This is a genomic window from Streptomyces lancefieldiae, from assembly GCF_031845825.1.
Lineage (GTDB): Bacteria > Actinomycetota > Actinomycetes > Streptomycetales > Streptomycetaceae > Streptomyces > Streptomyces lancefieldiae.
Genome location: NZ_JAVRFH010000010.1, coordinates 187,348 through 210,580, shown reverse-complemented (window position 1 = coordinate 210,580; position 23,233 = coordinate 187,348). Strand labels below are relative to the sequence as shown.

Below are 23,233 nucleotides of genomic sequence, written 5' to 3'. Positions count from 1 at the left end.
TGATGACCCGCACCGAGACGTCGATGGACGCCCTGCGCCGCGACGGCGACGAGCTGGCCGACGCAGTCGTCGCCACCCTGTTCGAGCGCGGCGAGGTCGGCAAGTTCAACTCCCTGATGCGCTACGTCTCCACCGCCGGCCAGGAACTTCCGGACGGCCTCCCCGGGGTGGCCCGTGAGTACCTGCGGGTGACCGGCGCGCCGCCCGACTGGGTGGACTGGTCCGAGATGGAGAGGGCCCGCCTGTTCTTCATCGACAACAACGTGCACATCTCCACCGCCCTGTCGTTCGCGTCCATGCCCGCCTGCTACGTCGTCCCGCACGTCGCCAAGCTGCTGTCGGCCACCCACCAGCTGAGCTACCCCTCCAAACGGATGGCGGAGACCGGCCAGTTCACCGTGTACCTCATGCAGCCGGACGCCTTCGAAGCCGGGGGCCGGTTCGTCCCGGCCGCGCAGAAGGTACGCCTGCTGCACGCCGCCGTCCGCCACCACCTGAAGCGGGAGAACCGCTGGGACACCGAGAACCTAGGCGTACCGATCTGCCAGGAGGACATGATCGGCGGGCAGATGTTCTTCTCCCTGCTCGTTCTGGACAGCCTGCACCGTCTCGGCATCCACATGACCGCCGAAGGAGCGGACGCCTACTTCTACGCGTGGCGCGTGGTCGGCGCCATGCTGGGCGTCGACCAGACGGCCGTCCCCACCACGCTCGACGAGGGGCGGGAGTTCCTCGACCTCTACATGCTGCGCCACATGGGCCCCTCGGAAGAGGGCGCCCATCTGGCCAGGCAGCTCATCGACCTGTACGAGGAGGTCGTCCCGGGCACCCTCTTCGACCCCGTCGTCTCCGCACTGATCCGCTACCTCGTCGGGGACACGTGTGCCGACTGGCTGGACGTGCCCCGCAGCACCTGGGACACCCTCGTGACGGCCGCCCCGCACCTCCTCGGTGTCCTGGAGACGATCGAGGACCGCTCACCACTGGGCGCCTGGGCGCTCGACCGCATCGGCCACCTCACCACGATCCTCGAACTGTCCTCCCTCACCCGCGGACGCGTCATGCACTACGCCGTCCCCGAGCAGCTCAAGAAGGACTACGGCGTCGCCGGCACCGCTTCCCGAACCCGCCGCTGGACCCCGCCGCCCGCGACCGTCTCCTGAGCCACCGGGCGCCGTCCGATTGTCAGTGGGACCTTCTACGGTTCTGTCAGTGGAACCCGCGGACACACCGCGGGGCCCGATCCGGGGAGAGGTCTGCCATGTCGAAGACGTATCTGGAGCTGTCGCAGGACGGTGGGGGCGCGCACAAGTTCTACGAAGTCACCGTTCAGGGACAGGTCGTGTCCGTGCGCTACGGCCGGATCGGTGCCGCCGGACAGACCCAGACGTCGACCTTCCCCACCGCCCAGAAGGCCGAGGCGGCGGCCGCGAAGAAGATAGGCGAGAAGATGCGCAAGGGCTACGCCCCCGCCGTGCAGGGGCAGCGCGCGCCCCGCGCGGTCACCCGCCGGCAGGTGACCTCGGCGCCGTCCACCGCCCGCGCGGTCGCACCCGTCCTGTGGCGCTTCCGCACCGGCTCCGCCGCGTTCGGCATCCACATCGACGAGGAGCGCTGCTGGGTGGGGAACCAGGCGGGCGACGTCTTCACCCTCGCGCACGGAGGCGAGGTCCTCGCCCGCTACCAACTGCCGGACGGCGTCAAGTGCCTGGTCGCCGACGACTTCTGGATCTACGCCGGCTGCGACGACGGCCGGGTGTACGACCTGTCCTCCAAACTGCCCTTCGCGGCCTACGACATCGCGGCCGACGTGGACATCTTCTGGCTCGACATCCACGAGGGCGTGCTGAACGTCGCGGACCGCGCCGGGCGGCTCACCGTGATCGACCACGAGGACGAGCACCAGTGGGCGCGCGGCGGGCGCGGCGAGCACGCCTGGATGGTGCGCGCCGACGACCGGGCCGTCTACCACGGGCACACGCACGGCGTGACGGCCCACACGCCGGACGGCGGCACCGAGTTGTGGCACACGCCCACGCAGGGCGCCGTGCTCTTCGGCTGGCAGGAGGACGACGCGGTGTACGCGGGAACCGGGCGTCACACGGTCCAGCGGCTGTCGAAGGCGACCGGCGCCATCGAGGCGACGTACCACTGCGACGGTCCGGTGTACTCGTGCGCCACCTCGCCCGGCGGCCGGTTCGTCTTCGCCGGGGACTCGGCCTCCTCGGTGTACTGCTTCGACCGGGACGGCACGCGGCTGTGGAAGCTGGGCACGGGCGGCGGCTCGGCGCTGTCCATGCAGTACCGGGACGAGCGGCTCTTCCTGGTCACCACGGACGGCTCCCTGGTGTGCGTGGACGCGAGCGAGGCGGCGGTCACGGCCGCCCAGCAGGGCTCGGTGCCCGTCGCGCGCGACGTCAAGCTCGCCGCCGCGCTGCCGACGTACGCGCCCGCCACCACCGCCGGTTCGGTGACGACCGTCGCCGCGGCGCCCGCGGGGTCGGTGGTCGTGGAGTGCGTCCAGGAGAACGGCCGGACCCGGATCCACGTGGTGTCGGAAGGGTACGACCGTTCGTGGAACGTCCAGTTCCCGAGGGCGATCCGGGAACCGGGCGCGCGTTACGTGGTCGACGCGCTGCACGCCGCGTCGGGTGGTTTCTACCGGGTGCGCGGGGACATCAGGCGCCTTGTGTGACCGGGGGGCGGCCTCAGGCGATGGAGGCCGCTATGACGGCGGAGACCGCGACGTTGCAGGACGCCGTCACCCATACGGCCGGGTGGGGCTCCGACTCGACCAGCGTCGCGCCGAGCCGCCCCGGCGTGATCAGGTCGACCACCAGGAAGGCCACCGCCATCATCACGAGCCCCAGCAGGCCGAACGTCGCCGTCGAGACCAGACCCTTGCCGAAGTCCTCGTAGGTCGTCCAGATGGAGGTGAACACAATGCCGCCGATACCGAGCAGCGCGGAGCTGAGCACCACGGCGGCGTTGCGGTTGCGCTGCTCCCAGATCTGCCGGCCGAGCTTTCCGGGCGTCAGCACGTCCACCAGGACGATGCCGAGGACCAGAAGGACCAGACCCAGGCCGCCGTAGGCGGTGGCCCGGCCCAGTCCGTTGACGATGTCGCTCATGGGGGTGCCGGCTCCATTGCGTGAGAGATCGTGAATGATCGCGGTCAAGGCGATGCAAAATGTAGCGCACCCGTTCGGCCGCCGGACCCCTGCGGTGCCACAAGCGCGGCCCGACGCGGAGTCAGGAGACCGCAGCGAGAGCGCGGTTGCGGCGCACGGAGGACCAGAAGGATGCGCCGATCAGGACCACCCCGACCATGCCGGTGATCATCTCGTTGATCTGGTACTGGATGGTGACCAGGAGGATGACGGCGAGGGCGCCGATGGCGTAGTGCGCGCCGTGCTCCAGGTAGACGTAGTCGTCGAGGGTCCCCTGGCGGACGAGGTAGACGGTGAGCGACCTCACGTACATGGCGCCGATGCCGAGGCCGATCGCCATCAGCACGATGTCGTTGGTGATGGCGAAGGCGCCGATGACACCGTCGAAGGAGAAGGACGCGTCCAGGACCTCCAGGTAGAGGAACATGAAGAACGCGGCCTTGCCGGTGAGGGCGACGGCCGAGCGGGACCTGCCCGCGCGTTCGGCCTCCACCTCGGCCGTGTGTTCGCGCTCCTCCTCCTGTTCGAGTTTGTCCTCGAAGTAGCCGGAGAGGCCGCCCACGACCATGTAGGTGATCAGACCGGCGATGCCCGCCAGCAGGACCGTCTCCGCCTTGTCGGCGTGGGTGCCGCCGTGCTGGTGGGCATGGGCGCCGAAGGTGATCGAGGAGACGAGCAGCACGATCAGGGCGACGCAGACCGACAGCATGTCGACCTTGCCGAGCTTGGCCAGTGGACGCTCCAGCCACCCCAGCCACTTGATGTCCCGGTCCTCGAGGACGAAGTCGAGGAAGATCATCAGGAGGAACATGCCACCGAAGGCGGCGATCGACGGGTGGGCGTCCGTCACCAACTCCTGATAGCGGTCCTTGTCGGTGAGCGCGAGGTCGACGGCCTCGATCGGTCCGAGCCGGGCGCTGACCGCCACGATCACGACCGGGAACACCAGGCGCATGCCGAACACGGCGATGAGAATGCCGATGGTGAGGAAGATCTTCTGCCAGAAGGAGCTCATCTTCTTCAGGATCCCGGCGTTGATCACCGCGTTGTCGAACGACAGGGAGATCTCCAGCACGGCGAGGACGGCCACGAGACCGAAGGCGGTCCAACCGTCGTACAGCACTCCGGCGGCCAGGCCCAGTGCAGTGACGGCGAAGGCCCAGCGGAACGTCTTCAATAGCACGGCTGCTCACTCACTCCTGTTGTCGCGCTGTGCCGGAAGGGGCATTCCCTGCCAGTGCCCTCCACCCACGTTCTCTACCACGTTCGTCCGCCGCCACCGGCCGACCCGGAAACGTGGTGGCCGTCCGTGGCGCATGATGCTGGGATGGCGTGATGCTCAGTGATATGCCGGTGGTCGTGGACCGGGGGCGGTACCAGGACGCCGTGACGCCTTGGGAGGACGAGGCCTGGCGCACCGCGGCCCTCGGCTGGGTGCGGGCCGGGCTGGCCGCACGGGGCCTGCGGCCGACGGGGGAGTGCCGGGTGCGGTTGCGGCCGTGGTCCGTCCTGGTGCGGCTGACCGTGGAGGGGCGCGAGGCGGTCTGGTTCAAGGCCAATCCGCCGGCCGGCGCCTTCGAAGGGGCGCTGACCGCGGCACTGGCGAGCTGGGTGCCGCGGTACGTCCTGGAGCCGCTGGCGGTGGACGCCGACCGCGGCTGGTCACTGCTGCCGGACGGGGGACCGGTCCTGCGGGACGTACTCGACCGCCGTACGGTCGGCCCCGGCACCTGGGAAGAACTCCTGCGCCAGTACGCGGCCCTGCAGTACGCCCTGACTCCGCGCGCCCGACAGATCGAGTGGCTGGGTGTTCCCGGCGTACCCGTCACCGCACTGCCCGACGTCTTCGACCGGCTCGACGACACCTCGCTCAGGCCGGAGGAACGGCGGGGACTACGGGAACTGCGCCCCCGTCTCCTGCAGTGGTGCGCGGAACTCGCGGCCGTGGGCATCCCGGACTCCCTCGACCACGCGGACCTGCACGACGGCCAGCTGTTCCACCCCGGCCCGGGCAGGTTCACGTTCTTCGACTGGGGCGACGCCGTTGTCTCCCACCCCTTCTGCAGCCTGCCGGTCCCCGCTCGCCGGGCCTGCGAGCGATACGGGCCTCACGTGCTGCCGCGACTGCGTGACGCCTACCTGGAGCCCTGGACGGGTGCGGGCCGGAGCGCGGCGGAACTACGACGTGCGGTGAGCGTCGCCTGGCGGCTGAGCGCCCTGAGCCGTGCCGCCTCCTACGGCAGGCTGTTCCCCGCGGTGACCGGCACCGCCGGTGCCGCGACAGCCCGGGAAGGCGCCCGCTGCCTGCTGGAACTGCTCAACGACCCGCCGCTTTAGGGCCTGTCCCTGTTCGCCCGGGCCGTTGTCAGTGGCGGATGCGAGGCTACGCGTCATGGATGAGGTGGAGTTCATGCGGGGCAGGGTGTACGGAGCGGACCACGACGACCCCGGGCCGCGGGCCGGACGCGTCTACGCGCATCTGGTGGGCGGTCCCCTGGACGGTCTGCTCCTGGACGTCACGGACCTCACGGAAGGCGAGCGCGGCCGGGGAGTGTCACTGGCGACGGCGCTGGGTCGCTACGGGGCGGGCGGCCGCTCCGCGTACGGCCCGAGGCCCGGCGATCCCCGGCGCTTCGACTGGCGGGGCGACATGCCCTGACGGCTGCTCGGCGTGCGCGGGAGCGTCCCCGGTCTCCGCGACCAGAGCCGCGAGCAGCCAGTCGTGTGCGGACCCGGGGGTCGGCTCCGGCCGGCCCCCCGGCGGAGTGATCACCTCGGCCACCAGCTCCCAGTAGCCGTCGAGCCGTGGGTCGGCAGAGAGCTGCCCGGCCAGCACGCGGCGGAAGTCCGGGGTGTCCCGGACGCCGTACGCGCTCGTGTACGCGGCGACGAACCCGTCCAGCGCCTCGCCCGGCTGAGGGTCCCGGCCCCCGCGCAACGGGACGCCCGCCAGCTCGTACGCCCCCGCCAGCCCGGCGTACAGCACGGCCGCCCCACGGGCCCCGGCGGCCCGGTGCGCCTCGGGCTGGGGCTGGACCGTGCCCCGGCACGGAGCGAGCGTGAGGGCGTTCAGGCGGGCGAAGGCGAGGACCTGGGCCGGGACCGGGTCGTCCGGCGGTTGCGGCACCGCCGCCTCCAGGAACCCGCCGACCGCCCGGGCCGGCATACGGGCCGGCAGCCAGCCGCGCCAGAACCGGACCAGCGGGTCCGTGCTGGGCGGCGCGGGCACGGCGCCGATCAGCCGCAGCCGGCCGGCCCGCTCCCCGGGCGGACACTCGTGCACCAGCCGCAGTGCGGCCTCCCGCCAGCGCAACGCCTTCAGCTCGGAGCCGAGTTCGCGCAGCCGGCCGGCGACGGCGGCCTCCAGTGCGCCGCTGCCTGCCGCGCCTGCTCCGCCCGCCGCCTCCGCCTCGCCCGCCTCGTCCTCCTCGTCAAGGATCCGCCGCACCTCGGGTACCGACAGGCCGAGACCACGCAGGGACCGGATCAGGCGCAGCCGGTCGAGCGCCCCGGGACCGTACCGCCGGTGCCCGCCGGCGCTGCGGGAGGTCTCCGGCAGCAGGCCGCGGTCGGAGTAGAAGCGGACGGTCTTGACGGTGACACCCGCCTGTTCGGCGAGTTCGCCGATGCCGCACAGACCGTCGTACGACGTGAACACTTGAACCTCCCTCAGGGGGAGTTCCTACCGTACCGGCGAGCGCGGGCCGGTGACCTGGCCGGTCCGCGGGCGTGCGACGTCGTGACGGGCGTCGTGGCCAACGGCATACCGACGCCGTACCGAACGGCGTAGTGAGGAGAGGCCATGACCGTGTTCATCCTGGTGTCGGGCATGTTCACCGGCACACACATCTGGCGGGACACAGCCGCGCGACTGACCGCAGCGGGTACCGAGGCGCACGCGGTGCCCCTCACCGGGCTCGACGGGCCGCGCACCGCGACGGCCGGCATCGACCTGGAGACGCACATCGCGGACGTCCTCGCGGTGATCGACTCCGTCGGCACGGCGGCGGACCGGAGGATCGTGCTCGTCGGCCACGACTACGGCATCCACCCGGCGCTCGGCGCCGCCGACCGGCGGGCGGGGCGCGTGGAGCGGATCGTGTACCTGGACTCGGGCATGCCGCGGGACGGGGCCCCGGCCCTGGCCGCCGTGCCCGACCAGTCCCTGCGCGAGCGGCTGGCCGGGCGGGCGGGGCCGGGCGGGGAGGTGGCCGACGGAGTACTGCCGCCCCCGGGCCGGGACGAATGGCGGCTCTGGGGCAGCACCGCGGGCATACCCGGCCCGGCCCTGGACCGGCTCACCGCCCTCGCCGCCCCGCAACCGCTGGGCACCCTGCTCCAATCGCTGCGACTGACCGGCGCGGTGGCCTCGGTGCCCACCACCGGCGTGCTGTGCACCGGCAACGGGGCGAGCATCGAGATGGTCCAGATGCTGGTGGGCTTCGGCGACCCCGCGCTGCGGGCCCTGGTCGATCCCCGGGTGACCTTCTTCGAACTGCCCACCGGTCACTGGCCGATGCTGTCCTGCCCCGCCGAACTCACGGACGTCCTGCTGCGGGCCGCGGCCGGCGAGGGGCACCGGCTGGAGCCCGTCGACGCCGCGGCACCGCCCGCGCACCTGCGGCCGTTCCTGCTGGAGGTCCCCGACGTGCCCAGGGAGCGGCACGGGAACGTCGACCTGTACCTGCCCGACGCGCAGGAGCCACGACCGGCGGTGGTGTTCGTGCACGGCGGTCCGGTCCCGGCCGACGCCCGGCCGACCCCGAGGGACTGGCCGGTCCTGAGGGGATACGCCCGGTACGCGGCCGGGGGCGGGGCGGTGGGCGCGGTCCTCGACCACCGCCTGCACGACCTGGCCGACTACGCGCGCGCCGCCGCGGACGTGGCCGCCGCCGTGGAACGGGTCCGGGCCGATCCGCGGGTGGACGAGGACCGGATCGCGCTGTGGTTCTTCTCGGGCGGTGGTCCGATCGCGGCGGACTGGCTGGAGGCGCCCCCGGCATGGCTGCGCTGCCTGGCGGCCTCCTACCCGGTCCTCGCCCCGCTGCCGAACTGGGGGCTGTCCGGCACCCGGTTCCACCCGGCGCGCGCGGTCGCGAACGCCGGCGCCCTGCCCCTCGTCCTCACCCGGGCGGGGCTGGAGATGCCCGAGATCGCCGCCACCGTCGAGGAGTTCCTGACCGAGGCCGAGAACTGCGGGGCGCACGTCGAGGTGGTCGACGTGCCGCACGGTCACCACGCCTTCGAGAGCGTCGACCCGACCGACGAGTCACGTGAGGCCGTGCGCCGCGCGATGCGTTCGGTGCTGAGCCTGGTGGGCGACGGCGTGGCACACCGTGACGACGCGTGGAGGGCGGCTGTCTGAGCCACCGGGCCGGACGGTGCGGGCACCCGTGCGCCCACCGTCCGGCCTTCAGGTCACCGAGGCCTTTTCCGCCCGACATCTTGACGTGTACGCGGCGTAATGAGTTTATGGGAGCGCTCCCACACTCTCGTCGTCCACCGTGTCCGCACTACTGGTCCTGGAGTCGCCGTGCGCACAGCAAGACGCGATACACCCCAGAAGCCCCTGGCCCGCCTTCAGAAGCCCTTGGCCCGCCTGCTGACCGGACTCGCCGCCCTGGTCGGGCTGGTCCTCGCAGGGGCCCTCTGCCCGGCCGTCGCGCTGGCGCAGTCCTCCGGTGCGCAGGCCACCGGCCTGCACATCAGCGAGGGCCGGCTGCTGGAAGGCAACGGCAACGACTTCGTCATGCGCGGGGTCAATCACGCCCACACCTGGTATCCCGGCGAGACGCAGTCACTGGCGGACGTCAAGGCACTGGGCGCCAACACCGTCCGGGTCGTCCTGTCCGACGGCCACCGCTGGAGCGAGAACAGCCCCGAGGACGTGGCCGCCGTCATCGGCCAGTGCAAGGCCAACCGGCTGATCTGCGTACTGGAGGTGCACGACACCACCGGCTACGGCGAGGACGCCGCGGCAGGCACGCTCGACCACGCGGCCGACTACTGGATCGGCCTCAAGGACGTGCTGGCGGGCGAAGAGGACTACGTCATCGTCAACATCGGCAACGAGCCCTGGGGCAACACCGACCCCGCCGGCTGGACCGAGCCGACCGCCGCGGCGATCAAGAAGCTGCGCGCCGCCGGCCTCCAGCACACGATCATGGTGGACGCGCCCAACTGGGGCCAGGACTGGCAGGGCGTCATGAGGGCCAACGCCCGGTCCGTCCACGACGCCGACCCCACCGGCAACCTGATCTTCTCGATCCACATGTACAGCGTCTTCGACACCGCCCAGGAGATCACCGACTACCTGAACGCCTTCGTCGACGCGAAACTGCCCATCGTCATCGGCGAGTTCGGCGGCCCGGCCGACCAGTGGGGCGACCCCGACGAGGACACCATGATGGCCACCGCCGAGCAGCTCGACCTCGGCTACCTGGCCTGGTCCTGGAGCGGCAACACCGACCCCGTCCTCGACCTCGCCCTCGACTTCGACCCCAGCCGGCTCAGCTCCTGGGGCGAACGCATCTTCCACGGCGCCGACGGCATCGCCCGGACCTCGGAGGAAGCCACCGTGTACGGCGGCGGCGACCCGGACGACACCCAGGCACCGACGGCCCCCGGCACCCCGATCGCCTCCGCCGTCACGGCCACCTCCGTCACCCTCGGCTGGACCGCCGCCACCGACGACGTGGGCGTCACCGGCTACGACGTCGTCCGGCTCGCCGGAGGCTCCGAGACCCGAGCCGCCGCCTCCACCACCAACACCGCCACCGTGACCGGCCTCACCGCCGACACCACCTACACCTTCGCCGTCTACGCCCGGGACGCGGCGGGCAACCGCTCGGCCCGCTCCGCCACCGTGGACGTCACGACCGGCGACGACGGCAGCACCCCGGGGGCCGCCTGCTCCGTCGGATACCGTGTCGTGGGCGAGTGGCCCGGGGGCTTCCAGGGCGAGATCGCCGTCCGCAACACCGGGACCGCCTCCATCGGCCCGTGGACGCTCGCCTTCGCCTTCGCGGACGGCCAGACCATCACGAACATGTGGGGAGGCACCGCCGCCCAGAACGCCGGCGCGGTGAGCGTCGCCCCGGCCTCCTACACCTCCACCATCCCCGCGGGCGGCACGGTCACCCTCGGCTTCACCGCCGGCAAGGGCACCACCAACACCGCCCCGACCGCCTTCAGCCTCAACGGCGCCTCCTGCGCCACGGCGTGACCGTACGCCGGTGCCGGCCGGCGGCGGCCCCACGTACGCCGTCCCGGGGTCGGGGCCGGGGACGTCGGCCGGCGCCGGCCCCGACCGCGCGGGGGCCAGGAGTGGCCCGGCTCACATGGCGTACCGCCGGTGCCGCCGACACCATGGTCTCGTCACCCGGCAGGCTGAAGGGATCACCAATGTTCCACAAGGTGCTGGTCGCCAACCGCGGTGAGATCGCGATCCGGGCGTTCCGCGCGGGCTACGAGCTCGGCGCGCGCACCGTCGCCGTCTTCCCGCACGAGGACCGCAACTCGCTGCACCGCCTGAAGGCCGACGAGGCGTACGAGATCGGGGAGCCGGGGCACCCGGTGCGCGCCTATCTCTCCGTGGAGGAGATCGTCCGCGCGGCGCGCCGAGCGGGAGCCGACGCCGTCTACCCGGGCTACGGATTCCTGTCCGAGAACCCCGAACTGGCCCGCGCGTGCGAGGAGGCCGGCATCACGTTCGTCGGACCGAGCGCGCGGATCCTCGAACTGACCGGCAACAAGGCCCGCGCCGTGGCCGCCGCCCGCGAGGCCGGAGTACCGGTCCTCGGCTCGTCCGCACCCTCCACCGACGTGGACGAACTCGTCCGCGCCGCCGACGGCATCGGCTTCCCGGTGTTCGTCAAGGCGGTCGCGGGCGGCGGCGGACGCGGCATGCGCCGCGTCGAGGTCCCCGCCCAGCTGCGCGAGGCCATCGAAGCGGCCTCCCGGGAGGCGGCGTCCGCCTTCGGTGACCCGACGGTCTTCCTGGAGAAAGCCGTCGTCGAACCCCGTCACATCGAGGTCCAGATCCTCGCCGACGGGCAGGGCCATGTCATCCACCTCTTCGAGCGGGACTGCTCGGTACAGCGCCGCCACCAGAAGGTCGTCGAGCTGGCGCCCGCCCCGAACCTCGACCCGGACCTGCGGACGCGGATCTGCGCCGACGCCGTGAACTTCGCCCGGCAGATCGGCTACCGCAACGCCGGCACCGTGGAGTTCCTCGTCGACCGCGACGGAAACCACGTCTTCATCGAGATGAACCCGCGCATCCAGGTCGAGCACACGGTCACCGAGGAGGTCACCGACGTCGACCTCGTGCAGTCCCAGCTGCGGATCGCCGCCGGTGAGACGCTGGCCGACCTCGGTCTCGCCCAGGAGAACATCACCCTGCGCGGCGCCGCGCTGCAGTGCCGCATCACCACCGAGGACCCGGCCAACGGCTTCCGCCCGGACACCGGGCGGATCAGCGCCTACCGCTCGCCCGGCGGCTCGGGCATCCGCCTCGACGGCGGCACCACCCACGCCGGTACGGAGATCAGCGCCCACTTCGACTCGATGCTGGTCAAACTCTCCTGCCGCGGCCGGGACTTCGCCACCGCCGTGAACCGCGCCCGGCGCGCCGTGGCCGAGTTCCGCATCCGTGGCGTCGCCACCAACATCCCCTTCCTCCAAGCCGTGCTGGACGACCCCGACTTCCAGGCCGGCCGGGTCACCACGTCGTTCATCGAGCAGCGTCCGCACCTGCTCACCGCGCGCCACTCCGCCGACCGCGGCACGAAGCTGCTCACCTACCTCGCCGACGTCACGGTGAACAAGCCGCACGGCGAGCGCCCGGCACTCGTCGACCCGCTGACGAAGCTGCCGCCGCTGCCCGCCGGTGAACCCCCGGCCGGCTCCCGGCAGCGGCTCGCCGAGCTCGGCCCGGAGGGCTTCGCGCGCCGGCTGCGCGACTCGCCCACCATCGGGGTCACCGACACCACGTTCCGCGACGCCCACCAGTCGCTGCTCGCCACCCGGGTCCGCACCAAGGACCTGCTCGCCGTCGCCCCGGTGGTCGCGAGCACCCTGCCCCAACTGCTGTCCCTGGAGTGCTGGGGCGGTGCCACCTACGACGTCGCCCTCCGCTTCCTCGCCGAGGACCCGTGGGAGCGCCTGGCCGCCCTGCGCGAGGCCGTGCCCAACATCTGCCTGCAGATGCTGCTGCGCGGTCGCAACACCGTCGGCTACACCCCGTACCCGACCGAGGTGACCGACGCCTTCGTGCAGGAGGCCGCCGCCACCGGCATCGACGTCTTCCGCATCTTCGACGCCCTCAACGACGTCGACCAGATGCGGCCCGCCATCGACGCCGTACGGCAGACCGGCACGTCCGTCGCCGAGGTCGCCCTCTGCTACACCGCGGACCTGTCCGACCCGTCCGAGCGGCTGTACACGCTGGACTACTACCTGCGCCTCGCCGAGCAGATCGTGAACGCCGGAGCCCACGTCCTGGCCGTCAAGGACATGGCCGGGCTGCTGCGCGCACCGGCCGCGGCGACGCTGGTCTCCGCGCTGCGCCGGGAGTTCGACCTGCCGGTGCACCTGCACACCCACGACACCACCGGCGGTCAGCTCGCCACCTACCTCGCCGCGGTCCAGGCCGGCGCGGACGCGGTCGACGGGGCGGTGGCGTCCATGGCGGGCACCACCTCGCAGCCGTCGCTGTCGGCGATCGTCGCCGCGACGGACCACACCGAGCGGCCCACCGGCCTCGACCTCCAGGCCGTCGGCGACCTGGAGCCGTACTGGGAGAGCGTGCGCAGGGTCTACGCGCCCTTCGAGGCGGGCCTGGCCTCACCGACCGGCCGCGTCTACCACCACGAGATCCCCGGCGGGCAGCTCTCCAACCTGCGCACCCAGGCGATCGCGCTCGGTCTCGGCGACCGCTTCGAGGACATCGAGGCGATGTACGCCGCGGCCGACCGGATGCTGGGCCGCCTGGTGAAGGTCACCCCCTCGTCCAAGGTGGTCGGCGACCTGGCCCTGCACCTGGTGGGCGCCGGCGTCTCCCCGGCGGACTTCGAGGCGGAGCCGGACCGGTTCGACATCCCCGACTCCGTCGTCGGCTTCCTGCGCGGCGAACTGGGCACCCCGCCCGGCGGCTGGCCCGAGCCGTTCCGCAGCAAGGCGCTGCGGGGCCGCGCCGAGGCCAAGCCCCTGCCGGAGCTGACCCCCGACGACCGCACCGGGCTGGCCAAGGAGCGCCGGACGACGCTCAACCGGCTGCTGTTCCCCGGACCGGCCCGCGAGTTCGACGCCCACCGCGCCTCCTTCGGCGACACCAGCGTCCTGGACAGCAAGGACTTCTTCTACGGGCTGCGCCCCGGCAAGGAGTACACGGTCGACCTCGACCCCGGTGTCCGTCTGCTCATCGAGCTGCAGGCGGTCGGTGACGCCGACGAGCGCGGCATGCGCACCGTGATGTCCTCTCTGAACGGCCAGCTCAGGCCGATCCAGGTCCGCGACCGGTCGGCGGCCTGTGACGTCCCGGTCACGGAGAAGGCCGACCGTGCCGACCCCGGCCATGTCGCGGCGCCGTTCGCGGGCGTGGTGACGCTCGCGGTCGCCGAGGGCGACGAGGTCGAGGCCGGTGCCACCGTGGCCACCATCGAGGCGATGAAGATGGAGGCCACGATCACCGCGCCGAAGTCCGGCACGGTGACCAGGCTCGCCGTCAACCGCATCCAGCAGGTCGAGGGGGGAGACCTCCTCGTCCAGCTGGCCTGAGCCGGGCAGCCGAAGGCCGACGGCCCGGCCGGCGGTTGCCGCCGGGCCGTCAGACGGTCGGCGCCTTACGGGTGTACCCCCGGCACGGAGTCCGCGCCGTCGTTCAACTCCACCGCTCAGGCGCTCTTCGGCGCCGCCTGCTGCACCACCTCGAAGGACCACAGCGTGGACCCGCTCGCCGCCGGCTTGGGAGCCTCGCCGCCCTCCGCGCCACCGCCGCGGTGCGCCGCTTTCATGGGGCCCTCCATCCAGGCCTGGAAGGACTCCTCGTCACGCCAGCGCGTGTAGACGAGGTAGTCGTCGGTGCCTTCCACGGGCCGCAGGAGTTCGAACCACTCGAACCCGTCGGAGTTCTCCACGGCATGGGCCCGTGAGGCGAAGCGCTTCTCCAGTGTCTCGCGCTGCTCGGCGGGAACGGTCAGTACGTTGATCTTGACTACGCTCATGGCCCCATCCTGCCGCATGCCGCGGTCGTCACGCCTCGCAACGGACCCGGAGACGGGCAGGAGGATCAGACGAAGACTCCCGCCCGGGCCGCTGCCGCCGCGGCCTCGGCGGCGCGGTCGGCCGTCGCCTCGTCCAGGGGCTGATCGGTGGTCAGCAGGCGGTAGTAGAGGGGAGCGGAGACCGCGCGGATCACTTCGCGCGTGTCGGTGCCCTCGGGCAGTTCACCGCGTTCGACGGCCTGGCGGGCGCAGGGCTCCCACTCCGTGACGCGGGCGTCGTAGAACCGGTGGAGGGCGGCGGCCGCCTGCTCGTCGCCGGTCGCGGCGGCGATCACCGCCTTGAAGAGCGCGCCCTGGCGAGGGTCGGCCAGCGTGCGCCGCACGAGCCGGGCGTTGGCCCGCAGATCGCCGAGGAGCGTGCCGGTCTCGGCGCGGGGGAGGGACTGCTCGGCCATGTCCGCGAGCAGGTCGGCGACCAGGTTGGCCGGGGTCCCCCACCGGCGGTAGACCGTGGTCCGGCCCACCTCGGCGCGACGGGCCACGTCGGCGAGGTCGAGGCCGGCCAGGCCGTGCTCCGCGAGGGCGTCGCCGGCCGCCCGGAGTACGGCGGACCGCACGCGGGCGGTACGGCCGCCCGGGCGGGTGGTGCCGGGGTTCATGCCTTCGGAAGTCATAACGGTACTCCGGTTCCATTAACTGCTGGCTTGCCGTTAGTCTGTGGACATCTTAACGGAACAGAAGTCCCGTTAACGGTTGCCGCCTCGCGCGCGACGTGCACCACCACGACGCGACGGACGGCCATACGGAGGGATGCGGTTGTGGAATTCAGGAGACTGGGCGCGTCCGGACTCATGGTCCCCGCACTGAGCTTCGGCGCCGGTACCTTCGGTGGGCGGGGAGAGCTCTTCGGCGCCTGGGGCAGCACGGACGAGGCGGAGGCGCGCCGACTGGTCGACATCTGCCTGGACGCGGGAGTGACCATGTTCGACACGGCCGACGTCTACTCCGGCGGGGCGTCGGAGGAGGTGCTCGGTGCCGCCGTGAAGGGGCGGCGCGACCAGGTGATCATCTCCACCAAGGCCGGGCTGCCGACGGGCGACGGGCCGGCGGACGCGGGAACCTCGCGGGCGCGTCTGATCACGGCGGTCGACCGGGCCCTGCGCCGGCTGGGCACGGACTACATCGACCTCTTCCAACTGCACGCCTTCGACGCCGGAACGCCGGTGGAGGAGGTGCTCTCCACCCTCGACGACCTCGTACGGGCCGGGAAGCTCCGCTACACCGGGGTCTCGAACTTCAGCGGGTGGCAGCTGATGAAGTCGCTGGCCGACGCGGACGCCCACGGACACCGGCGCTACGCGGCGCACCAGGTCTACTACTCCCTCGTCGGCCGGGACTACGAGTGGGAGCTCATGCCGCTGGCGCTCGACCAGGGCGTCGGAGCCGTCGTCTGGAGCCCGCTGGGGTGGGGGCGGCTCACCGGCCGGATCCGGCGCGGCCAACCGCTCCCGGCCGGGAGCCGGCTGCACGCCACGGCCGACTACGGCCCACCCGTGGCGGACGAGCTGCTGTTCCGGGTGGTCGACGCGCTGGACGCCATCGCCGAGGAGACGGGGCGGACCGTGCCCCAGATCGCCATCAACTGGCTGCTGCGGCGCCCGACCGTCTCCTCGGTCATCATCGGCGCCCGCAACGAGGAGCAGCTGCGGCAGAACCTCGGCGCCGTCGGGTGGGCCCTGACCGAGGAGCAGGTGGCCAGGCTCGACGCCGCGAGCGCCGGCACGGCTCCCTATCCCTACTTCCCCTACGAACGCCAGGAGGGTTTCGCCCGCCTCAACCCCCACCCCGTGCGGCGCGTGGGCGTACCCCAGGGCTGACCCGCCGTGCTCGGCGGTGCGGCAACGGCATTGTCAGTGCCGTGCACCAGAATGCGGGCAAGCGAGATCAACACCGGCCGGAGCGGGTAGGCGGTCTCGAGTCCCCGTCCCGGAAAGGCCCCAGCCGATGCCGCTTACCGTCGTCCACGCACAGACCGCCGGCTCCCTCGCGACCGGCCACCGCGGGCCCCGCCCGAGCGCCCCGCTCAGCCCCGCCGAGGCCGAGGTCCTGCGGATCGTCTCCGACGCGCGTACCCCCGTTTTCGTCACCGTGCGGGAGGGCGGACGGCGCAGATACAGCTACTGGCGGCCTCTGGACTCGGCCACCGGCAGGGGCGGTTGCTACACGGCGCTGCCCACCGCCGAGTGCGACCTGCTCCAGGCCGCCGGCCGGATCGCACTGGGCGAGCCACTGATCGACCCGGCCAGAACCACCTACCGGGTCAGGGCCGTCCGAACCCCGACCGGTCCCGTACGCGCCGTGCGGGACCGGGCGCACGCCGCGTGAGCGATCGGCGGCCCGTGAGCGGCGGCCGAACCGGCCCGTGCCGCACACCGGGGCGGGCACCCCGCACCCTCAGCCGCCGGCGACGAGCCAGGGCCGCGGGTCGGCGTAGTACCCGTCGAAGACGACTTCGAAGTGCAGGTGGGGACCGGTGGACAGACCGGTGGAGCCGACCCGGCCTATCAGGGTTCCGGCCTCGACGGTCTGTCCCACGGCGGCCTCCAGGGACGACAGGTGGCTGTAGGTCGTCTCCAGCCGCTTGCCCTCGAGGGTCCCGTGGTCGATCACGACGCGGTTGCCGTACGCGGTGGTCGGCGCGGCGAACACGACCCGGCCCTCGCGGGCCGCGACGGCCGGCGCTCCCTGGGGCGCGGCGAAGTCCACGCCGGTGTGCAGCTTGGTCACCCCGGTCAGCGGGTGCTCCCGCGAGCCGAACGGCGAGGTGATGGTGAGCGGGGTCACCGGAGGGCTCAGCAGCGCGCCGGCCGCCGCACCCGCACCGTCGCCGGAGTCGTCCCGGTCGAGTGCCTCGTACCGCGGGAGCAGGGCCTTGACCTCGGCGAGGTACGTCTTGGCGGCGGGGGGCACACGACCCGCCTGCGTCACGGCGTCCGGTCCCGACGCGTAGGCGGCGAGCGTCAGGTCCACGAGGTCCCCGCTGACCCTGCCCTCGGTGCGCAGGTCGGTCATCTTCCCGGCCAGGGAGCAGTCCCGCCGGCCGAGGGCCATGATGGCGTCCGCCGGATCGCGGGGCGAGGAGTTCCCGTTGCCGTCGTCGTCCTTGCCCCAGGTGCGCCACTCGCTGTCGGTGAAGGCGGCGATGCCCTTCTGTCCCGACAGGTCGTCCGTGTCGTCGGTCCAGCCGGAGAGCTGGTCGATCTGGGCGGCCAGCACCGACGGCTCGAGGACCGTGCAGGCCGACGCCGCCTTGCGCAGCCACGGGACGTAGGAGGGGTCGATGACGGCCGCGGCGGTCTGGCCCGCACCGGAGTCCTCGGGCCACGGGGAGGGCAGCCCGCCCGTCAGCGTGAGGAACGTGGCCACGCCGGTGACGGTCACCAGACCGGGGAGCACCAGCAGCGTGAAGGGCCCCGGCCCGCGGCGCCGCCGCTTCCCGGCCCGCGCCTGTTGTTCCGGTGCTGGTGCTGGTGCCGGTTCCGGCTGCCCATCCGGTCCAGGTTGCCGCTGCCGTTCCTCGCCCGTGTCCTCGGACGCCTGCGTCACGATCAGCCGCTCGTCGTTCACCTGGGCGCTCGCCAGGACATGTTGCTCACGGAGCGAAGCTAACGCCCCCGTCCGCGGACGTCAGGAGCCCTTGAGGCAGAAGCAGCTGCCCGAACGGGCAGGGCCGTGCGGCGCCTGGTTCGCGATTCCCGGTTCCCGGTTCCCGACCGTCACTCCGCCCTCCACCGGCGTCGCATAGAATCCCCGCCATGGGCGTCTCCTGAACCGACCGCACGGTCCACAGCCACCCGCCCGGCAGACGCCGGGCGCCCGTCACGCGTGCCCGCGCGTTCACTCAGGAGACAGTCACCCCATGTCCGTTCACTCCCGCTGCCCCGCCCTGGACGACCGCATCGCCCGTCTGCGGCAGCTCGCCCGGTCCGAACCCCGTCTCGAGGGCGTACTCCTCTACGGCTCCTGGACGGTCGGCGAGGCCGACGCCCACTCCGACATCGAGGCGTACCTCTACGTCGAGGACGAGCACCTCGACGACTTCGACGCCCGGGCCTTCCTCGCACGGCTCGCTCCGCTCCAGCTGGCGTACACCAACATGTACGGCATCCTCGCCGTCGTCTTCGAGGACCTGATGCGCGGCGAGTTCCACATCACCCCGGCCGGTCCCGGCATCGAGGAAGTCCCCACCTGGGAGGGCATGGTGCACCTGCCCCGCCCCGAGGCCGCCGTCCTGCTGGACCGCACCGGACGCCTCACCGCGGCCGCCCGGCGGCTGGCCGCGTTCCGGCCGCCCGAGCCGGCCGGCACCGCGCAGCAGCTCACCGACGAGCTGGCCAACTGGACCCTGATGCTGGCCCACGTCCTGGCCCGCGGCGAAGTGGCCCGCGCCCACGCCCTGTTGCACAGTGTCGTCGCCCCGCAGCAACTGCAGCTCTGCCGGCTCCTGCGCGACAGCACCGCGCACTGGCTGACCCCCAGCCGCGCACTGGAACAGGATCTGCCCGCCGCCGACGTCGACCGCTACGCCACCACGACCGCCGCCGCCCGGGAGGGCGAGCTGCGCACGGCGGCGCGGAACAGCTGGCGGTGGAGCCGCGAGCTGAGCGCCGAGGCGGCCGACCGCTGGGCCGTCCGGGTGCCGCAGCGGCTGCACGGACAGATCGCGGAGCTGCTGGCGGCGGACCGTCCGGGCTGACCCGTCGTCCCCGGTACGACGAGCCCGCCACGGATCACAGCGGCGGCGAGGGGCGGACGGCGAGGACGGCGATGTCGTCGGCGCTGTCGGCCCCCAGGCCGATCAGCAGCTCGTCGCAGAACGTGTCGAGGGGCTCGCGGGCCAGATCGGCGGCCAGGCGGCGCAGCCGTTCCAGGGCGTCGTCGAGGGGTTCGTCACGGCGCTCGATGAGGCCGTCGGTGTACAGCAGCAGGGTCGAGTGGGCCGGCAGCGGATGGCGGGCCGTGGGCCGGGGGACATCGGGGTCCATGCCCAGGAGCAGACCCGCGCCGTCATCGAGGTAGCGGGTCCCGCCTTCCCGGGTGGTCAGCAGGGGCGGCAGATGGCCGGCGGAGGAGTGCTTCAGCTCCCAGGGGCCCGGAGCGGACCCCTTGACCAGGCCGTAGACGCAGGTGGCGGTGGCCTCCCGGTAGAGACTGTGGTTCGCAAGGTCCAGGCGGTGGAGCACCACCGCGGGTGGCTCCTGGCGGTCCACGGCGATGCCGCGGAGCATGCTGCGCAGCTGGCTCATGGCGATGGCCGCGTCGAGATTGTGTCCCGTGACGTCGCCGATGACCACGGCCGTGTCCCCGCTGGGCACGACGAAGCTGTCGTACCAGTCCCCGCCGACCTGCGCGGTGGTCGAGGAGGCGGCGTAGCGGGCGGCCAGCTGCAGACCCTCGACCTCCGGCAGCACCGGCAGCAGGGAGTGCTGCAGCCGCTCGGCGATGGAACGGGTCTGCTGGTACAACCGGGCGTTGTCCACCCCCAGCGCCAGGCTGTGGACCAGGTCGTCGACCAGAGCAAGGTCGTCCTGGGCGAACGGCCGCCCGCCGGGCGCGCGGGTCAGGGTCAGAGCCCCGAAGATCTTCCGGCGGGCCCGCAGCGGAGCGACGACGGCGCTGCCGGCGCCGAGCGCCCGGAGCAGTTCGAGGTAGTTCCTGTCCAGCGCGCTCCCGGCCCGGTTCGGCGGCGCGACATCGGTGAGCAGCAGGGGCCCCGCGCCGCGCAGCGCCCGGGCCAGCGGGCCGCGCGACTCCTCGGAGACCGCCGGGAGCCTGCCCTCGTACGCCCCGGGGCGCAGGCCCCGGGGATCCCGGTGGACGACACAGACCCGGTCCACCTGGGCATGCTCGGTGAACAGGTCCACCACACACCAGTCGGCCAGCCGCTGCGTCAGCAGTCGGCCGGCGCACCGCAGCCCCTCGTCCAGGTCCAGGGTGTTGTTGAGCTGCGCCCCCAGGTCGGCCAGGAGGGACAGCCGGTCCAGCGCCGACATGCCGCGCTCGGCGCCGCTCGTCCTGCGGGCGCGCTCCGGGGCGGTCGGTGACGGGCCCTCGTCGGCCTCCGGGGTCGCCGCCTGCCCGCTCCTGCCAGGACCCCTCGGCACGTCGAGGGTCGTGCTCGCCCGCGGGGTGAGCTGGCCGACGAAGACGGTGCGGCCGTCGGCCGTCTCCTGTGTCTGGATGTACAGCCGCACCGGAACCACGTCGCCGTCACGGTGCAGCGCGGGAAGCGGCACGGAGCGGCCCACGATGCGGGCACGACCGGTGAGCAGCAGCGAGGTGAACGCCGCCGTGTGCCGCCCGCGCAGGTGCTCGGGAATGAGCGTGGTCAGCCTGCGCCCGACGAGATCGTCCGGTGTCCAGCCCAGCAGGTCCGCCGCCGGCCCGTTCGCCGCGATGATCCGGTTGCCCTCGTCGGCCACGACGGTCGGAATCCTGCTGGCCTGCATCTGGCCGGCGTCCCACGGCACGAGCTCGGAGGAGCTGACCTCCGGCTCGCGGGGCATCACCGTCCACGCGGTGGGCTGGCCCCCGGTCAGCTGGCCGACGATCTGGTCGAACAGCCAGTCCTGGAAGGCACGGGCGCGCGGCAGAGCCGGCAGGGTGAGCAGCAGTTCCTCCCGCGCGCCCTCCTCGGCCTGGTCGAGCACGTGGCGCAGCGTCCGTACCGCCGGTGCGGCGTCGGCCGGCATCGGCAGGCGCACGGAGCGGAGGCCCGCCTCGGGGTACGGCTCCCGCAGCGCGGCCGTCGCACACGCGCTGATCACGTTGTTGATGTCGTGGGCGGTCGTGAGATCTTCGGGCACCACGCGCAGGTCGTCCCCGACGGACGCGGCGAGGGTCACTTCGCGCAGCACCGCGTGCCGGTGCTGCGCGCACGCGAAGTACAGCGCGCTCGGCACGTCGACGAGCGTCACCGTCTGTTCGGAGGGCCACGCCGGCACGGAGGGCTCCCATCCGGACGACGGCGGCGGCGGACCGTCGGGCCACAGCTCGAACCACACCGTCTTGCCCTCGTCGCCGGAGTCGACCCCGCACCGCGAGGCCAGCTGCTCGACCAGTGCCAGCCCCTGTCCCGTACCGGCGTACGGCGGGCAGTGCTGCGGTACGAGTCCACGGCTCGGCCGCCGGTCACCGATCCGTACGCGCACCCGGCCTTCGGGGCGTGACACCGCTACCTCGACCTCGGTGCGGGCGTGCAGCACCGCGTTGGTGACCAGCTCGCTCACCAGGAGCTGAGCCGTGTCCACGAGGTCCGCGGCGACGTCGTCCAGTGCGGCACGCACGAACCGTCGGGCCGATGCCACGCTCACCGGCCGCTCGGGGAATCGCCGTGACACCTCCGACGGATCGAGGTAAACCATGCCCCCAGTGTGGGCCCCGCACGGACCGCCCCGCAGCGCGCCGTCCGGGTGCGCCCCGTTCTCGTCGTACGTGTCTGTCCGCCGGTCGGGTGAATGCCCGGTGCGGCCGCGACAGCGTGCGAGCCGTGTCCGGCCGGGGGCGGTGGTCACGGGTCGATCGTGACCACCGTGCCGGTCAGGCGGGCCCGCTCCGCGGCCCAGACGACGCGGTGGGTCCGCAGGCTCGCCGCCGCGTCCGACCGGAGAGCGCTCGCGTCACCGGTGGCGAGGGCCTCGAGGAAGGCGTCGACCAGGGCCTCGTCCCCGCCGCCGTGTCCGTCGGCCGCCGAAGCCCCGGCGGTGACGTGCGGGTCGACGAGCGTTTCGTCGCCGGTGCGGAAGTCGACCACCCGGATGGTCGTCCCGTCGCCCTCGGCGAAGCCGTGCGTGCCGTGCAGCCGGGTGCGGCGGTGCCCCATAGGAGTGAAGGCGCTCATGGTGAACGAGCAGGTGGCGCCGTCGTCGAACTCCATGGCGACGACCTGATGGTCCACGACGTCGTTGTCGCAGGCGTACACGCAGCGGCCGTAGGGGCCGGTTCGCAGGGCCTGGAGGACGCCCTCCTCGGTGAGGGTGTCCGTGATCGCCGACAGCGGCCAGAACTCGCTGTCCGGATCGCCCAGGCAGCCGAGGTAGAGCCGCTTGGCCGAGTACGGGCAGGTCGGTTCGACCGAGCAGTCCAGGCAGCGGGAAGCGGCCCCGGGCGGGGCGGCGTCGGCGCGGAAGTGGGTGAGCGAGCCGAAGGAGCCGACCCGTCGCGGAGTGCGGCCGATGACGTGGACCAGCCAGTCCACGTCGTGGCACGCCTTGGTGAGCAGCATCGGGGCGGAGGTGTCGGAGCGACGCCAGTTGCCCCGGACGAACGAGTGGGCATGGTGCCACCAGCCGACCGGCTCCAGGTGTTCCACGCTGGTCAGGCGGCCGATCCGGCCGCTGTCCAGGAGGGACTTGAGCGCCTGCGTGTACGGCGCGTACCGCAGGACGTGGCAGACGGCGAGCACGATGTCGTTGCGCTCCGCGGCCTCGGCGATGGCGACGGCCTCCCGTTCCTCGGTCGCCATCGGTTTCTCCAGGAGCAGGTGGTAGCCGAGGTCGGCCAGCCGGACGGCCGGCCCCGTGTGCAGACGGTCCTGGGTGGCGACGACGGCCGCGTCCGCCAGCCGCTCCTGACCGGCCAGCTCCTCCCAGCCGGTGTAGAGCCGGTGGGCGGGGACACGGAACTCGCGGGCCACCGCCGCCCGCCGTACGGGGTCCGGCTCGGCCACCGCCACCACCCGGCCCGCGCCCGTGGCGTGTGCGCGGCGTGCGTAGGTCACTCCGCGCAGCCCGGCACCGACCAGGGCCAGCGTCACACGAGGCATCGCGGTCTCCTTCC

The 23,233-nt window shown here is 72.7% G+C and carries 18 protein-coding genes; 10 read left to right on the top strand and 8 right to left on the bottom strand.

Annotation, left to right across the window (positions count from 1 at the left end; translation table 11 throughout):
* Positions 1-2: 2 nt before the first annotated feature.
* Both RM812_RS13270 and RM812_RS13265 read left to right on the top strand, forming a co-directional pair.
* Positions 3-1,163 (top strand): oxygenase MpaB family protein, encoded by a 1,161-nt coding sequence (locus tag RM812_RS13270; RefSeq protein ID WP_311572695.1) that lies wholly within the window; start codon positions 3-5, stop codon positions 1,161-1,163.
* A gap of 98 nt (positions 1,164-1,261) precedes the next feature.
* A complete protein-coding gene (locus RM812_RS13265; protein ID WP_311572694.1) occupies positions 1,262-2,695 on the top strand; it encodes a WGR domain-containing protein in 1,434 nt (477 codons plus the stop codon).
* Between the two features lie 13 nt (positions 2,696-2,708).
* Here RM812_RS13265 and RM812_RS13260 read toward each other — a convergent pair whose 3' ends face one another.
* Positions 2,709-3,131 (bottom strand): DUF350 domain-containing protein, encoded by a 423-nt coding sequence (locus tag RM812_RS13260; RefSeq protein ID WP_311572693.1) that lies wholly within the window; start codon positions 3,129-3,131, stop codon positions 2,709-2,711.
* A gap of 121 nt (positions 3,132-3,252) precedes the next feature.
* A complete protein-coding gene (locus RM812_RS13255; protein ID WP_311572692.1) occupies positions 3,253-4,353 on the bottom strand; it encodes a DUF475 domain-containing protein in 1,101 nt (366 codons plus the stop codon).
* 152 nt (positions 4,354-4,505) lie between these two features.
* Here RM812_RS13255 and RM812_RS13250 point away from each other — a divergent pair, with 152 nt between their 5' ends.
* Together RM812_RS13250 and RM812_RS13245 are read left to right on the top strand one after the other, a co-directional pair.
* Positions 4,506-5,507 carry a phosphotransferase gene (locus RM812_RS13250; protein WP_311572691.1) on the top strand — a complete coding sequence of 334 codons (1,002 nt, stop codon included), beginning with the start codon at positions 4,506-4,508 and terminating at the stop codon, positions 5,505-5,507.
* Positions 5,508-5,562: 55 nt separating this feature from the next.
* Positions 5,563-5,829, top strand: a complete 267-nt coding sequence (locus RM812_RS13245) for a hypothetical protein (protein ID WP_311572690.1) — start codon at positions 5,563-5,565, stop codon at positions 5,827-5,829.
* Here RM812_RS13245 and RM812_RS13240 read toward each other — a convergent pair.
* Positions 5,725-6,828, bottom strand: a complete 1,104-nt coding sequence (locus tag RM812_RS13240) for a helix-turn-helix domain-containing protein (protein WP_311572689.1) — start codon at positions 6,826-6,828, stop codon at positions 5,725-5,727. The genes RM812_RS13245 and RM812_RS13240 overlap by 105 nt on opposite strands.
* A 144-nt stretch (positions 6,829-6,972) precedes the next feature.
* Here RM812_RS13240 and RM812_RS13235 point away from each other — a divergent pair, with 144 nt between their 5' ends.
* The 3 genes from RM812_RS13235 to RM812_RS13225 all read left to right on the top strand — a co-directional run bounded on the left by RM812_RS13235 (position 6,973) and on the right by RM812_RS13225 (position 13,949).
* Complete coding sequence (locus RM812_RS13235) at positions 6,973-8,535, top strand: alpha/beta fold hydrolase (RefSeq protein WP_311572688.1); 1,563 nt, start codon at positions 6,973-6,975, stop codon at positions 8,533-8,535.
* 168 nt (positions 8,536-8,703) lie between these two features.
* The gene (locus RM812_RS13230; RefSeq protein ID WP_311572687.1) at positions 8,704-10,395 is read left to right on the top strand and encodes a cellulase family glycosylhydrolase; all 1,692 of its coding nucleotides are present in this window, start codon (positions 8,704-8,706) and stop codon (positions 10,393-10,395) included.
* A 179-nt stretch (positions 10,396-10,574) separates the two neighbouring features.
* On the top strand, positions 10,575-13,949 hold the full coding sequence (locus RM812_RS13225) for a pyruvate carboxylase (protein ID WP_311572686.1): 3,375 nt from the start codon (positions 10,575-10,577) through the stop codon (positions 13,947-13,949).
* 116 nt (positions 13,950-14,065) lie between these two features.
* Here RM812_RS13225 and RM812_RS13220 read toward each other — a convergent pair whose 3' ends face one another.
* Complete coding sequence (locus RM812_RS13220) at positions 14,066-14,395, bottom strand: antibiotic biosynthesis monooxygenase family protein (protein ID WP_311572685.1); 330 nt, start codon at positions 14,393-14,395, stop codon at positions 14,066-14,068.
* A gap of 65 nt (positions 14,396-14,460) precedes the next feature.
* Positions 14,461-15,069 carry a TetR/AcrR family transcriptional regulator gene (locus tag RM812_RS13215; protein ID WP_311572684.1) on the bottom strand — a complete coding sequence of 203 codons (609 nt, stop codon included), beginning with the start codon at positions 15,067-15,069 and terminating at the stop codon, positions 14,461-14,463.
* Positions 15,070-15,213: 144 nt separating this feature from the next.
* Between RM812_RS13215 and RM812_RS13210 the strand changes: the two genes are divergently transcribed.
* Together RM812_RS13210 and RM812_RS13205 are read left to right on the top strand one after the other, a co-directional pair.
* Positions 15,214-16,272, top strand: coding sequence for an aldo/keto reductase (locus RM812_RS13210; RefSeq protein WP_311572683.1), 1,059 nt, complete (start codon positions 15,214-15,216; stop codon positions 16,270-16,272).
* A gap of 127 nt (positions 16,273-16,399) precedes the next feature.
* Positions 16,400-16,780 carry a hypothetical protein gene (locus RM812_RS13205; RefSeq protein ID WP_311572682.1) on the top strand — a complete coding sequence of 127 codons (381 nt, stop codon included), beginning with the start codon at positions 16,400-16,402 and terminating at the stop codon, positions 16,778-16,780.
* 69 nt (positions 16,781-16,849) lie between these two features.
* Here RM812_RS13205 and RM812_RS13200 read toward each other — a convergent pair whose 3' ends face one another.
* Positions 16,850-18,022, bottom strand: coding sequence for a M23 family metallopeptidase (locus RM812_RS13200; RefSeq protein ID WP_311572681.1), 1,173 nt, complete (start codon positions 18,020-18,022; stop codon positions 16,850-16,852).
* 292 nt (positions 18,023-18,314) lie between these two features.
* Here RM812_RS13200 and RM812_RS13195 point away from each other — a divergent pair, with 292 nt between their 5' ends.
* Complete coding sequence (locus tag RM812_RS13195) at positions 18,315-19,151, top strand: nucleotidyltransferase domain-containing protein (protein WP_311572680.1); 837 nt, start codon at positions 18,315-18,317, stop codon at positions 19,149-19,151.
* Between the two features lie 34 nt (positions 19,152-19,185).
* On the opposite strand, the gene RM812_RS13190 is transcribed toward RM812_RS13195, so the two are convergent.
* Both RM812_RS13190 and RM812_RS13185 read right to left on the bottom strand, forming a co-directional pair.
* Entirely contained in the window at positions 19,186-21,819 is a 2,634-nt protein-coding gene (locus RM812_RS13190) for a SpoIIE family protein phosphatase (RefSeq protein ID WP_311572679.1), read from the bottom strand.
* Between the two features lie 146 nt (positions 21,820-21,965).
* The gene (locus RM812_RS13185; protein ID WP_311572678.1) at positions 21,966-23,219 is read right to left on the bottom strand and encodes a Gfo/Idh/MocA family protein; all 1,254 of its coding nucleotides are present in this window, start codon (positions 23,217-23,219) and stop codon (positions 21,966-21,968) included.
* Between the last annotated feature and the right edge of the window lie 14 nt (positions 23,220-23,233).